Here is a 13,563-nt window from a genome sequence, read left to right on the forward strand (position 1 = left end):
CAATCCGGAGCGGGAACCCGCAGTCACGCTGGTCGAACCAGAAAAACAGTCGGCGTGACAATGATCAGACACGACAACTTTCTTGACATCTACCGTAATCAGCGCAGGAATCCTTTCCTTTTTGCAAGCAGTCATGTGCATGCTAGGCCAGTTTCTAAAACTGCAATCAGTACTAATCTACAAAACTTTATTTCGTATCACAACATAAGATTCAATGGTAAATTGTGGCCTATAGCTACTCACCAATTTAGGAAGAAGTTTGCTCGGCTAGCGGTTCGCAGTGGCATGGGGTATGTTGAGTTAAAAGACCAGTTTAAGCACTACGATATAGAGATGACTAAAGTTTACGGGGATATAAATATTTATTCTGAACTGCAGGCCGAAAAGTTTAAGTTATCTCAAGAGAAGTATAATGAGCTATTTGGATCACAAATCCCAATAATAGGCGGAGGTGCTAAGGAGGTTCTCTCGATCCGAAAGAAATTTATTGGTATGACAAAAAAAGAAAAAGCATCGTTTCTATCCACTTTACCGATTAAGGCATTAATAGAGCAAACGGATGATGGACTTTGTATGTACCGTCCAAAAAAGGCTTTATGCGGAGGCGATCTTTCCAATTGCCGGCCTGCTGATTGTAATAATGCTATTCTGCCAGCCATTTCTTTATACAAAACGTTAGAGTGGAGAAAATCTGAAAACGCTAGGATGCTTAGCTTTTTTAAAAATAATGAACAGAAAACAGAGTACTTGAGAAGAAGGAATGAAGAAATTAACAAGCTTTTGGCTCAACTTGATGAAATAAACCAAGATTAAGGAGAGTTTAATGAAGCCCAGGGGTAGCGTCAAAGGTATAGTAAAGCATAAGAAAGAGTTGAAGAATCGCAATAGAGAGAATCTTATAAATGCTATCAAGTTTCTTGAGTCAGCAAAACCTTATGCAAAATGGAAGTATAAAGAAGTGTGGATAAAAGCTGGGCTGAAGAGCGCAATGGCTCTAAACAGCAAATGGAATGAAGATATAAAATCATTAATTGACGCTCACAACAATAATATAGCAGACCTCAGTGAAAAGAACATGGAGTGCAACCCAAAGAAAGAGGTTGAGAAAGACAGGATGCTCATCCTTGAGGAAAAAATTGCATCGGTCACAAAAGAAAGGGATTCTGCTTTAGAAAAGATTTCTATCTATCAAGCAGACGCATTATTTTACAAAGAAAAGTGCGAGCATCTGCAGGAAGTTATTAAAAGGCTGACGGAGCGTTGAGGTCCTTTATGAGATTAAGGTGCCCAGGTTATCTATAGATCAACATATTTACATTTAACAACGGTAAAGTGGTGCCGGTGATTTGGTCATACCATCGTATACATGGATGCTAAATTTTGGTGACGGCTTGGAGTGACCAGCAACCACAATCAAGATAGGGCAAGCACAATCGATATTTGGATCGTCCAAAATTTTCCGCATTTGCAAATGATCGGTAGGGCTGGGACGCGCCCAAGTGGCCGGATGAGAATGCCATTCCCCTAGATAATACTCACGCGGTTCGGAAAGCCACTTATCCGCTAAGTATGCCTTCAACCCATTCACCCCACGCTCAAAACGCGCGTAGCTTCGTCTGGAGTCAGAGGGAGGAGGCGTAGCTTCCGTGATCCGTGCCTGACCATCCTGATAATAGCCAATCAAGATTCCACCAGTCTCCTGCTGCCCAGCTTGGGATGCTAGTTTTTGCATAGTTTCTGCGGCAGAGCCAGAAACTAGAATTATGTATCGCTGGTTACCATATTTCTGTATGCCAGTACTCATAAAGTCGCTGCCATGAGTGTTGGAAGCCCGGTAATAGCATCATCTTGTAGCTCAAGAACATGCAGCCCAGAAGATATTTCACCAGCGTAGAAGCGCTCAATCATTCGAGTAGCTGCACCAGCCAATATCTGCAGGCTGTCATCTCGCGCAGGGAACAACGGATGCCAACAACCAGGGGCACTGGGCACCCCCATAGTGGTTCCTTCCGCTTCCCGTTCGATCATTTCTCGTTCTAACCAAGGATCTATAGCCGAGTTGAAATCGTCAAGAGGAAAGTTATTCCCTTTATATGCGTAAAAGAAAAGTCGCCGGGCATCATGCCCAGAAGAGATCGAGATAAATGTCCTAGGAGTAAAGTCAGAATAAATAGACAGCACTGAAAGCACAGAGTCCTCGGCGGTCATATCTAACACAAGATCCGTATTCCGCATTAAGCGGTCTAGCCCTTCACCTCCTGTCGGTAATGCGGCCGGAAACGCCACTGCATTCATGTATGGCGATATCTGGTTTAACCGGATGGATAAAGCACGGGCTTTATCTTGGTCAACACTCGACAAAAGTAAGGTGTGACGGCGTAAGTTTCCGGCTTCTAGTGTATCTGGATCAGCAATCGTCATGTCTTCGCATCCACCCCGGGCCAAGGTCTCTGTAATCTTAGAGCCTACAGCCCCGCCGCCAACTGCTAGAATACATGCCTTTCGCAGAGGCTGCTTAAAAGCCCCGCGAGCATTTAGGACTTGTGTCTCCCAGTTTTCTGTTGGCTGCCAGTTGAGAAAATTGTTGCCACCCAGCATCAACTGTACTTGCATTTGAAGTTGCCGGGGACCGATGCGAAACCCTGACGCGACCTGCATCTTCCGGGAAATAGGTCGCTCAAGGCGTATAGCTTTCCACTCTATCTGGACATCTTCACCACCAACATGGTCCGGGATGGGAAATCCAACAAGCACATAGTGTAAGGTCTCTCGCCATCCCCAACGTGACAGCTGGCTGATAAAGAGATTTAAATCGATACCCAGTTTTTGGCAAATAACAGCTAATTCACTCCATGTCTGTGGAGCTGCCCAGGGAGACATCACTGGCGGTGCCGGCAGGCGAAGCCAAGCCGCCCACTGCACGCCACTTCGCTGATCAACAGCTTCCCCCCAGGAAGCCGATATAATGGAATTTCCTTGGCCATCTTCAAAATCACCAGCTGCCTTAACATCTTGACGTCCCGCAACTGGATGTAGAGGCACCATCCCCCAGACTTCGTCCCGTGCGTTCCATTTCAAAAGCCGCCGTGAATTCTCCTGAAATGCCACGCGCACCCATTTTTTTCCCTTCTTAATGAGATCAGTGTTCGGGAATACCGGAAGTTCAAATGGATCTCCAGTTATGAGGAGCTCATCATTAGCCGCTGCTTTCACCCATTCAACAGTCCGACCTACATGCCATTCTAACCTAGTATGTACCTCGTACGGTTCTATCGGGCTCCCAAACCGCGAAAAGATTCCATCTGGAGTGGTCAAACAGAGATTCCCGGTTCGGAACGGGGATTTTGTCTGTGGAGGCTCATTCCTTGCCATATGAGGAAAAGTAGCGGTGATACTGCCTTCTACAGCAGGGTAGATGTGAATTGCTCCGAGAGGATAGTTGTCATCAACAGTGACATACCAGGCCGACGGATTCGGCACGAATTCAGTGGCCTGGTAACCTGTATCCACAACAAACCGCAGGACCCAACGTTTTGAACCAGACGATAAACGCCCCCAAGAGGAAATTTCTTGGATGCATGACAGTCCATCAAGGGACCGGCGTGCTGCACGCAACGCGTCTGACGGTTCAAGCAAAACGTTTACGACCTGGGTCACTGCTTTTCCCTGGTGCTATGAAACCTGATGTTGCTCCATTGCTCCCGTTACCTGCCTGATTGCATCCACCCGGTGGTTGCGGGAACTTGTTGCCCAAGAGCTCACGCCACATACAGGCGCTCTTGCTCATGTCTTGTTCATTGAGTGCTGCTCGAGCCTTAGGTGAAAAATCTTTAATGACATTGTACAGCTTCTCAAAATCTTTGAACTCCACACGTTTTAGAACGTCGTGCTCCGGCACTCCGTAATCGGGCATCTGAGGAACTCGCTCGAGTGCCACGTCAATAGCAAACTTTTGGACAAATGTCTCCAGCGTTTGGGTAATACCATCGGCAACCGAATTGCAGTTATCCGGGCAGCATTCGGTGATCAGTCGTTCAAACGGATAGCCTTTTGGATACTTAGGAAGTTCTCCATGAGAAACCCGCCACCACTTTAGTGCTTTGACTACGTTCACAAAATGACCGCCGCTCTCCTGATTTTTCTGTGCGGCGACGGCGATCTGAGCAAGTGGATCAGTTCGTTGCCATTCTTTTGTTTCGCGGTCAGGAATCTGTAGCGGACTAGACTTCCACTCCCTTGCATCTCCAGCAGCAGTTTCAAAGATTGCGACCAGATTGTTCCAATCCGTTTGTTCGTCAAGAAACAGACTATTGGTCACCACTGCAGATTCTGTTACCTGTTTAGCAGCTTCCGACGGGGCACTGGTGACCACCACATCTAAATCAACAGAAGACAATTCGATTCCGATCGATCGTCCCTGCATTTCACATTTCCCTGGATAGTACTTCTCGAGAGCCTTTTTAAAGCGTTTCAGCACCTGATCTGGCGTATGGGTTTTTGCGTCAAGATTTGTTACGACAATGACGTCAACATCAGACCGTTTTCCACCCTTGGGCCTTACTGCCGTTGCACGGCGGTAGCTACCCTGAATGAAAGTGGAGATGATGCAATCCCTTACGTCATCATCATTATTTAACCGTTTCCGTAGGGTCTCGTGACCTTTCTTAGCCTCCTGACGCTGATTGGCAGTTAGCCGAATTTCCGATAAAAAGTCACTGAAATAAGTTGGTATCTCCATGGCTCAAGCTCCTTTTCATTGTGGCGGAGGAAAACTGAGGCTTGGGGAATATGGTACCCCGTGAACACCTTGTCGGTCATGCTCATATAGTTGAATAGGATCAACTAATTCCGTCATTATCTGTCCTAAGAAAAAAGCCAAGGCGTTTGGGGCAGCCATGAAGATATGGACCCGCTCCCCGTGCTGTTTGGCTCGCCGGATAAGCTTCACACCCTCAGCGGCAAGCAGGTGCGCGTGAGATGCGTCAAGAACACTGACCGGTCCAGGCCCAGCTTCAGGCCGAAAGTGCAATATTGAACGAGGTACAAGTTCAGCCTCTTCGCAGTAATGCAATGCGTCGTTCAATATATCGTGGGTGACAGATAACGCGACAACAACATCTCGCGACCCATCTATGCCCGTTGTCTCATCGACATTCCAACCTGGAAGCCCTTTCGGCACCGGATGGGCTGGGCGCCATGGCTCAGGGCCACCGTGGGGACGCTTTTGGACTGGGATAATCGACGTCCCTGAAATAGGGGGAAGACAGCGTCCAGCCAAATATGCAATTGTCAGATGAGATTCCAACACGATCCGGTCCGCATTGTCAGCTTGAAGAACTTTTTCGAGGAAAGTCGTCACCTTCTTTCGCACGGCTTCCCATTGTTCTGGGCTGCGAATATAGCGGTCACCGGTGAAATATTCAGTGACATCGACATGGGCGAGACAGTCCACTTCCATCCGCTCACTCCAACGGATAAAGCTTCTGATACCGACTTGACCTTCAATCGAAGGAGGCTCAGCATCTTCCAAAAGACCTTCTTCCCGACATATTTCCTCAAGTCGGTTACGATCCATCTCTATGGGCTCCTGAGCCTGCAAAAGATGGCGGATAATGCTGTCATAAGGGTTCGTGCGCTGACTCGGGGAAAGGGGTTTGAGTCTTGCTGCCTCCAGTCGAGCTCCTAAGTCATTCAATTGACGATCAAGGGCTGGAAGTGACAGATCGAGACGTAGATCTCTGACAAAATCACTCAGATCGTTATCATTGATGTCCAGATGGTCCTGCCATTGCTTGCGGATTTTAGCAAGTGGAGACGGCGGATTAACTGTCAAAAAACGATCCGGAAGCCGTCTGTTTGCACGGACTTCTTTCGCAACAGGGTCTTCGTTACTCCATCCCCAGTTAGTCTCCAGAATGGCGCGACAACGTAGCCCTTTTTTTCTAATCTCTTGGTAGCCAGAATACATCTTCTGCAAGAGCGAGCTACCGTTATCCTTTGCTTCAGTTAAAGAGGTAAGAGAATAAGCATGCTTATGGTCAACGTGGAATTTTGCTTGAATCGCATCCACTTCATAATGCTGATTTCCATCCAGGAAAGGATCAGTGTAAAACACTACCACGTCATCCACGCCGGCAGCAGCATCATACTCATAGCAAACTTTTTGAACGGCTGGGGGGACTCTTCTAAGGTCTGCAGCGTAGTGCCAGAAGATGCGTCCCTGAAAGTCTTGCCCAGCTGCTTGTGCAGCAACAGCACCATGCGCCATTGGGGGCCCCCAGTTGCTGGTGAGTAATTTGCTTCTCTACTTTACTGATGTGCCTATTTGATGGCAAGCCGCTGGATCCACGATGATTTCACACTCGTTATGGAATGCCACTCCTCTCCTCACAACTCAATGCGTAAGAGGCAAGGGGCTACGGTTCTCCCAAAGTCTTCATGGGAAGAATAAACTGAATATCGAACCCTAGGCCTGGGTGTCAGTTTGCAGTAGAGGCACCTTCAGCATGATATTTCATATTTCATCCGCTCTTCACTCCGAAAAACCAACAGGAAAATGGTGGTTGAAGAGAAAAGCTGGATGCTCAATCAACTCAACTCAATCTAAAAAATCTTCAATCAGAAAGAAGCTCTTTAAACCTTTTTTTCAGCTTGGATATTTTTGGCGGAATTGAGTATCGACAAAAGGCGTTGCTAGGATTTTTCTCAAAAAATCTATTATGATATTCTTCAGCAGGAAAATAACTTGACTGAGGCACTACCTCTGTGACAATTGGCGAGAGAAATTCTTTGTCATTTTCGAGTCTTTTGATGAAGGTGTTAGCCACTTCCTTCTGATAAGTGTTTGTGTAAAATATTGCGGATCGATACTGAGTACCAACATCGTTTCCCTGTCTATTCAAAGTGGTTGGGTCATGTATGGCAAAAAAAACACTCAGTATGTCTTCAAAGCTAATTTTTTCTTCATTGTATACGATCTTTACTACTTCCGCATGGCCAGTCCTTCCTTTGCATACATCTTCATATGTCGGATTATTAGTCCCTCCTCCAGCATAGCCGCACTCAACATGTTCTACACCTTTCACCATAGAGAAAATTGATTCTAAACACCAAAAGCAACCTCCGCCTAAGATGCATTCTTCTTTAACCATTCTCTTATCCTCTTATTTACAGCTCGTAGCTTACGATGCGATCTACATGAATATGGCGAAAAATGTTATTCATGTAAACACATCAGCAAAATCAGTGTATGTGACTTACATCACCTATTGACAGTCCTCCTAAGCCATGTGTCGGGTCGTGGGCCTCCCAGAACACCCGCAGCAGCCGTTCCAGGTCGATCTCGGCGGGATCGAAGATCACCCGTACCACCTCGGCATGGCCAGTCAGGCCGGTGCAGGTCTCGTCATAGGTCGGGTTCGGGGTGACGCCACCGGCATAGCCCACCGCCGTGACATGGACCCCGGGCAGCTGCCAGAAGAGGCGCTCGGCCCCCCAGAAGCAGCCCAGCCCCAGCACGATCTCGCGAAGGTTCTCCGCAAACGGCGGCACCAGGGAGCGGCCATTGACGCCATGGATGCCGCTGATCTCCATCGGCGTATCGCGCCCCGGCAGGGCGCGGGCAGGGTCGATACTCATCACGGACTCCTCCTGGACTGGATGCTCGGGTTCGATCAATCATTCGGCGTGGGTGGCCTCCCCGGCCGGCTGAAGGTGTAGACGAGATCCACCGCCTGTGCGGCACCGGACACCGCCTCGAGGTAGAGGTTCCGCCACAGGGTATAGCGCACCGTCAGTTCGGCGATCGGCGAGAAGACCCCCACCCCGTAGCTGACCCGCAGATCCTCGGTGAGCTGGCCGCTCACACGCACCTGGCTCTCGTCGCCGACGCCGGCGGTCTCCAGCGTCAGGTCATCGATGCCGAAGGCCTCGCCGATGACACCCACGGCCCCGCCGGTGCGGCCCAGGGTCAGGCCCAGCAGCGCCGACGCCAGCGCCCCCTCGGTATCGCTGTCCCCGGGCGGGCGACCGCGCAGCAGATAGGAGAGCGCCCGCGCCTCGTCCATGGCCGGCTCGGAGAACACCCGCAACCGGGGCTCGGCGGCGGTACCGGTAACCCTCAGGCCGGCGATCACCTCGTCCTGGGTCGCCGCGGGGTTGCGGATCGCCTCGAAATCGAGCAGCGGCTGGTCGGGGGGGCCGCTGAACAGCAGCTTGCCCCGGCGGATCAGCAGGTCCTGGCCATAGGCGCGGAAGCGCCCGCCGACCAGGTTGACGTCGCCGAACAACTGCACCGGCCCGTTCTGCTGGCGGACCTCCAGGGTACCGGCCAGGCCCGACTCCAGGCCATAGGCCTGGAGCTGCATGTCGGGACCGAGCCGAAGGCTGATCTGCACGTCCACGGCCATGCCCGCCTCGGCCAGCGCCCGGGCCGCCGACGCGTCGGCGGCCTCCTCGCCCGCCTCGGCGGCGCGTTCGGCCCGGCGCGCGGCCCGCCGCTCGTCGCGGCGGGTGATGATCACCTCATCCGGGCTCGGCGTCACCGCCGACTCCGGCATCTCACCCACCTCGAGCCGTGCCCAGGGGACCTGGACCTGGCCGCGTATCTGCAGGCGATCCGGCCTGACCCGCACCCGCACATCCGGGGCGACCCTCAGGCGGCCGAATTCCGGCAATACCGCCAGCAATGGTCGCTCACGGGCATCCAGGTTCACGGCGATGCGCCAGTCGTCGGGACTCGGCCAGCCGACATCGCCATCGATCTCCAGCCGCCCTTCCTCGGCGGCGACGAATCCGCTGATACGCCCCCGGTCGCCGGCGAGGCGCACCTCGAGCTCGCCGTCACGCACCTCCAGCGGCACCTCGCTCCCGACCACCTGCAGGCCGCTGAGCCCGATGGTGCCATCGAGGACCGGCGTCTCACGGTTGCCACCGATGCGCACGTCTCCCTCCAGCACCCCTTCGAGGGTGTCCATGCCGGCCACCAGGGCGCGATAGCGGGAGAGCCGGAAGCCGTCGAGGGAGAGCCGGCCGTCCAGGTCTCCGCTGCCAACGGGGTCATCGATCCGCAGCACCAGGCGCAGGTCGCCGGCCTCGGCGAGGCTCAGCGCCAGATCGAAATCGGCACTCGCCTGGTCGGCGGCCAGGCTCAGCGAGAGCCGCGAGGCGGGCAGCTCCCAGGGCTGGCCGTAGGCGTCCAGGCCACGCACGGCCAACTCGCTGGCCAGCTCCAGCTCGGCCTGCCAGCGTGCACCGCCCTGGCGCCACTCGGCGATCAGCGTGGCCTCGGTGGCACCGGCCAGTTCCCAGTCCTCGGGCACCGCCGCCTCGATCAGCGACATCGGCAACTCGCGGATCGCCAGCAACGCCCGCCCCCGCTCGGCCGAGGCCTGCAGGGACTCCTCGAGGCAGAGGACGCCACCCTGCGCACGCCCCAGGCAGAAGGGCTGGATCCGTACGCTGCCGCCCGGCAGGTCGGCCTCGAAGGCCAGGGCCTCGGCCAGGCGAATATCGCCGTAGTCGGTATCGACCTCCAGCGGCATCAGACGGCCGGTATAGCGTTGGCGATCGGCGCCCATGGCGCCCTCCAGGACCAGGGCGGCCCGGGTGAGCGGCATGCCCCGGCCGGCGGTGGCGTCCAGGCTCAGGCGATGGGCGGAGAGTCGGCCATCGAGGCGCAGGCCGACCTCGCTGAAGCGCTGGCCGCCGGCATCGAGCCGCTCGATATCGAGCCGCAGGTCCAGCTCGGGATCGTCCACGCCGCTGACCCGGCCGGCCAGGCGCAGCCGCTCGAGGCGGTGCTCGGCGAAGCGCAGGGCCTGGCCGGTCAGGTCCAGGTCAAGCCGTGGCGAGGCCAGGGTGCCGGAGCCGGTGAACTCGCCGGCCAGGCTGCCCGAGAGCTCCTCGTGCAGGCTGGCCAGGGCCGGCAGGTCCATCTCACCGGCGAGGTCGATGGCCCGTTCGCTGACCCGGCCGGCGGCCGTCAGGCGATTGTCGCCCTGCCGGAAGTCCAGGGAGTCGATCCGCCAGCGCATCTCGTTGTCGCCGACGAGACTCGCCCGCAGCGACATCGGCAGCTCCTGCAGCTCGCCGTCGATGGCAAGCCGGGGAACCCGCAGTTGCCAGCCCGCCGGCGACTGGACGAAGCCCAGTTCGGCGTCGCCATCCAGCCGCCCCGTGATGCCGTCGACGAAATCGCCGGGGTCGAGATTGTCCAGGCGTACCACCGCCTCGACACCGAGCTCCTCGGCCCAGTCGACCCGGCCGCGGGTGACCACCGAGGCGCGGCCGAGGCTCACCGACAGCGGTGTCCAGGCAAAGTGTTCGAAATCGCCGGTGCCGGTGAGGGCGACCCGGGTATAGGGGATCTCGGGCCCCTCCGCCATCAGCGAGGCGGCGACCCGATAGGCCAGCAGGCTGCCCTCCAGGCGCAAGGTGAGGTCCTCCACCAGGTATGGCTTCGCCGGCGCGGCGGCGGCCTCCTCTGCCGCCTCGTCCCGAGTGGACAGCGTCCCGGGGAGGGGCCACTGGAGCAGGTCGCTCCCCAGGGAGGCCGTGAACGGCAGGGTCGGGTCCAGGGCGTCCAGGCGGGCCTCGAGGGTGGCGGTGACCGGGCCGGCTAGCCCCAGGCGGACGCCGAGGTCGCCGAGGTCGCCGTCGAGCGCCAGGTCGACGCGCTCCCCGGCCAGTTCGGGCATCACCTCGGGCAGCCAGAGGGCGGCGTCGAGCCGCGCCTCGAGGGGATAGTCGTCACGCAGCTCGATGCTGGCCGTCAGCCGGGCGTCGGCATCCACCGTCGTCACCTCGAGCGGGGCAACCTCGACCCGATGCCCCTCGGCGGTCAGCGTCAGGTCCAGGCGCCGCAGCCCGTAATCCACCGGGCCGGCGACGGCGAAGTCCTCCACCCGCAGCTCCGGCACCTCGATGCGCAGCGGCAGGCGTACCTCGGGCAGTGTGCGCCGCGGCTGCTCCTCCAACGGCAGGCCGGCCAGTCCCTCGAGCTCGGCCGCGACCGCCGCGGGCAGCGGCGAGCGTGCCGCAATGGCGGCATCGATCGCCTCGGCACTGAGCCGTGGTCCCTCATGCTCGGCCTCGCTGAGGGCAAGGCGGGCCCCCGGCGAGAGTGGCAACAGGAACCGCGCGCCGGCCAGTCGCGTCGGCAGCAGGGTCAGGGTGTCCGCCTCGGCCACCGCGCCGGTGCTGAAGCGCTCCCAGGTGAGCCGGCTGCCATCGGCCAGTTGCACCTCCACGTCGAGCAGGGCGAGGGAGCGGATCTCCACCGGGAAGGGCAGCGAGAGGGTCTCGGGCGGCTCCCGCGGTTCGCGGTCGTCCGCCTCTGCCAGGCGGATCCGCGCGCCCTCGACGACGAGCGCCTCGAGGCACAGCCGTCCGCCGAGCAGGCAGTCGTCGGCCCAGGCCAGTTCGAGGCGCTCGGCGGCGACCCTGGCCGGCCCCGCCTCGAGGCGCAGCCCGTGCAGTACCAGGGTATCGAGCGGCGCGCCCTCGACGGCCTCCAGCTCGAAGAAGCCGCGCTTGGCGCCCTCCTCGAGCAACAGCCCGGTACCCCAGGGCGACAGCGCCAGGCCGAGGCCCAGCACCGCCAGGCCCAGCAACCACAGGGGAAGCAGGATCAGCAGGCGAACCAGCGCCCAGGTCAATACTCGTGCTCTCATGCCTCTACTCAAGGGGGCCATCAGAACTCGGGACCAATGGCGAAGTGAATCCGAAAGTCGTTGTCCTCGTCATCGAAGGGGTGTGCCACGTCGAAGCGGATCGGTCCGACCGGCGAGATCCAGCGCACGCCGAGGCCGGCACCGGTATTGAGGGCATCCGGCAACCACTCATCGAAGGCATCGCCGGTGTCGACGAAGGCCGCGCCCCACCAGGCCCCGGTGACCCGGCGCTGCAGCTCGACGCTGGCGGTGAGCAGCTGCTGGCCACCGCGCAGCTCGCCCTCCTCGTTGCGCGGGGCCAGGCCCTCGTAGGCGTAACCGCGCACGCTGCGATCGCCCCCGGTAAAGAAGCGCAGCGAGGGGGGGATCTTGTCGAAGTCGTCGGTCTCGATGGCGCCGAGACCGAGCCGGGTGACGAAGCGGGTGTCCTCGCCGAACATGCGGATCCACTGGGTCTCGCCGGTCATGCGCAGGAAGTCGGCGTCGGAACCCCACAGGCCGTCGGACACCTCGAAGGCGATGCGCTGGCTATCCCCCCAGTTGGGGAAAGTGGGATTGCGGGTCCGGGTGCGCGACCAACTGATGCCGGGGTAGAGAATCACCACCTGCGCTTCCTCGTCCCCCTGGGTGAAGTCCTCGAAGGTGGTACGCACAAAGAGCGTCTGCACCCAGAGGTTCTCGAACTCCCAGCGTCGGGCGGCTTCCAGGGTCGCCTCCAGGGAGCGGGTATCCTCGTTGTCGCGCTGACGAACGCCGTACTGGAAGCGATAGCTGTCACGTAGCGGGTTGGCCAGCGGCATGTTGTAGGTGCCGGTGAAGCGTTGATCGGGTGCGGCGAGGGACAGGCTGTGGTCGAGTCCGTGCCCGTAGCGGTTGATCCAGGGCTGTTTCCAGGCGAAGCGGGTGCGTGGCCCCACGTCGGTGGCGTAACCCACCCCGATCTCGAACCTGTGGCGATCGGCCGGGGTCACGCTGATGTCGATGGGGACCTCGGGCCGCTCGGGGCGATGCAGGGCCGTGGCACCCTCGAGCGCCGGGCCGCTCAGCCTCGGGCCGTCGGCGCCCGCTGCCCGACTGGCCAGCTCGCCACCGGCGACTTCCACCTCGTTCCAGAAGCCGAGCCGGCGCTCCGGCAGGGCCAGGCTCGCCGCCTCGCCGAACCGTGGGCGTACGGCGATGGAGCCAAACCAGCCGGTCTGTCCCAGGCGCTGGTTGTAACGGGCCAGTTCACTCGCCAGGTAAGGCTCGCCGGGAGTGAACGGCAGCATGCGCCGCAACCGCTCCTCCACGATATGACTGCCGTCGATGCTGACCTCGCCGAAGCGGTGGCGAGGACCGCTATCCAGGGCCAGGAAGAGGCGGGCACTCTCGGCGTGGGGGCGCACCTCCATGCGGCGCTCGACGAAACGCCAGTCGAAGTAGCCGCGTTCCAGCGAGAGGTTGGCCAGCCGGCTGCGAAGCCGATCGTAGGGGGCGTGCACCAGAGGGTCACCCTCGGCCAGCGGAAAGGCCGCAACGGCCTCGCGGAACCTCGGATCCTCGGCGGCATCGCCTTCGACGCGAATGTCGAGGGTCTCGATTCTCACCCGCGGGCCCGGCTCGATCATCAGCTCCACGTACCCGGGCGGGTCGCCCTCGGCCAACCGGTGGGTCACCTGAGGCGAGTAGTAGCCGTAGACCCGCATCGCCTCGCGGGTGCGTCGCTGCACCTCGCCCTCGACCCGCGAGCGGCTGTACCGCGCGGCATCGAGGCCATCCAGGTAGTAACGGACATTCTCCGCAACATCGCCGCCTACGCCGTCGATGCGCGCCTCGAGGCCCAATGCCGAGTGAATCATGCCAAGACACAAGGCCGCTGCCCCAAGGCGTGTGAACACGCGATTACCCATCT

Annotated in this window: 9 protein-coding genes and 1 pseudogene; 2 read left to right on the top strand and 8 right to left on the bottom strand. The window is 57.9% G+C overall.

Translation table 11 applies throughout. The annotated features are described in order from the left end of the window. Together CR157_RS22850 and CR157_RS22405 are read left to right on the top strand one after the other, a co-directional pair. Positions 1-813: tyrosine-type recombinase/integrase (locus CR157_RS22850; RefSeq protein ID WP_146218729.1), on the top strand; the 813-nt coding region annotated here is incomplete at its 5' end. 10 nt (positions 814-823) lie between these two features. After that, positions 824-1,264, top strand: coding sequence for a hypothetical protein (locus CR157_RS22405; RefSeq protein WP_146218730.1), 441 nt, complete (start codon positions 824-826; stop codon positions 1,262-1,264). A 54-nt stretch (positions 1,265-1,318) separates the two neighbouring features. Here the strand turns inward: CR157_RS22405 and CR157_RS23370 are convergent, their stop codons facing one another. From CR157_RS23370 to tamA, 8 genes and pseudogenes are all read right to left on the bottom strand, one after another. After that, positions 1,319-1,804: a Mov34/MPN/PAD-1 family protein gene (locus CR157_RS23370; RefSeq protein ID WP_110284845.1), complete on the bottom strand. Its 486-nt coding sequence runs from the start codon at positions 1,802-1,804 to the stop codon at positions 1,319-1,321. Beyond that, positions 1,801-3,213, bottom strand: a complete 1,413-nt coding sequence (locus CR157_RS17575; RefSeq protein ID WP_181422108.1) for a ThiF family adenylyltransferase — start codon at positions 3,211-3,213, stop codon at positions 1,801-1,803. The genes CR157_RS23370 and CR157_RS17575 overlap by 4 nt, the downstream gene beginning before the upstream one ends. A 415-nt stretch (positions 3,214-3,628) precedes the next feature. Beyond that, complete coding sequence (locus CR157_RS17580) at positions 3,629-4,738, bottom strand: SMODS domain-containing nucleotidyltransferase (protein ID WP_110284847.1); 1,110 nt, start codon at positions 4,736-4,738, stop codon at positions 3,629-3,631. 15 nt (positions 4,739-4,753) lie between these two features. Beyond that, positions 4,754-6,268, bottom strand: coding sequence for an SAVED domain-containing protein (locus CR157_RS17585; RefSeq protein ID WP_110284848.1), 1,515 nt, complete (start codon positions 6,266-6,268; stop codon positions 4,754-4,756). A gap of 346 nt (positions 6,269-6,614) precedes the next feature. Then, on the bottom strand, positions 6,615-7,151 hold the full coding sequence (gene msrA / locus CR157_RS17590; RefSeq protein ID WP_110284849.1) for a peptide-methionine (S)-S-oxide reductase MsrA: 537 nt from the start codon (positions 7,149-7,151) through the stop codon (positions 6,615-6,617). A 133-nt stretch (positions 7,152-7,284) separates the two neighbouring features. After that, a pseudogene (msrA, locus tag CR157_RS17595) lies at positions 7,285-7,638 on the bottom strand (peptide-methionine (S)-S-oxide reductase MsrA); the annotation flags it as partial. Positions 7,639-7,673: 35 nt separating this feature from the next. Further along, positions 7,674-11,672 (bottom strand): autotransporter assembly complex protein TamB, encoded by a 3,999-nt coding sequence (gene tamB, locus CR157_RS17600; protein ID WP_110284850.1) that lies wholly within the window; start codon positions 11,670-11,672, stop codon positions 7,674-7,676. Positions 11,673-11,692: 20 nt separating this feature from the next. Further along, a complete protein-coding gene (gene tamA, locus CR157_RS17605; protein WP_258364223.1) occupies positions 11,693-13,510 on the bottom strand; it encodes an autotransporter assembly complex protein TamA in 1,818 nt (605 codons plus the stop codon). Positions 13,511-13,563: the final 53 nt, after the last annotated feature.

The sequence above is a fragment of the Halomonas sp. LBP4 genome (genome assembly GCF_003202205.1).
Classification (GTDB): Bacteria; Pseudomonadota; Gammaproteobacteria; order Pseudomonadales; family Halomonadaceae; genus Halomonas; species Halomonas flagellata.

Coding starts and splice junctions, on each gene's coding strand:
- CR157_RS22405 (WP_146218730.1), top strand. CDS start 824: ATGAAGCCCAGGGGTAGCGTCAAAGGTATAGTAAAGCATAAGAAAGAG.
- CR157_RS23370 (WP_110284845.1), bottom strand. CDS start 1,804: ATGAGTACTGGCATACAGAAATATGGTAACCAGCGATACATAATTCTA.
- CR157_RS17580 (WP_110284847.1), bottom strand. CDS start 4,738: ATGGAGATACCAACTTATTTCAGTGACTTTTTATCGGAAATTCGGCTA.
- CR157_RS17585 (WP_110284848.1), bottom strand. CDS start 6,268: ATGGCGCATGGTGCTGTTGCTGCACAAGCAGCTGGGCAAGACTTTCAG.
- msrA (WP_110284849.1), bottom strand. CDS start 7,151: ATGGTTAAAGAAGAATGCATCTTAGGCGGAGGTTGCTTTTGGTGTTTA.
- tamB (WP_110284850.1), bottom strand. CDS start 11,672: ATGAGAGCACGAGTATTGACCTGGGCGCTGGTTCGCCTGCTGATCCTG.
- tamA (WP_258364223.1), bottom strand. CDS start 13,510: ATGATTCACTCGGCATTGGGCCTCGAGGCGCGCATCGACGGCGTAGGC.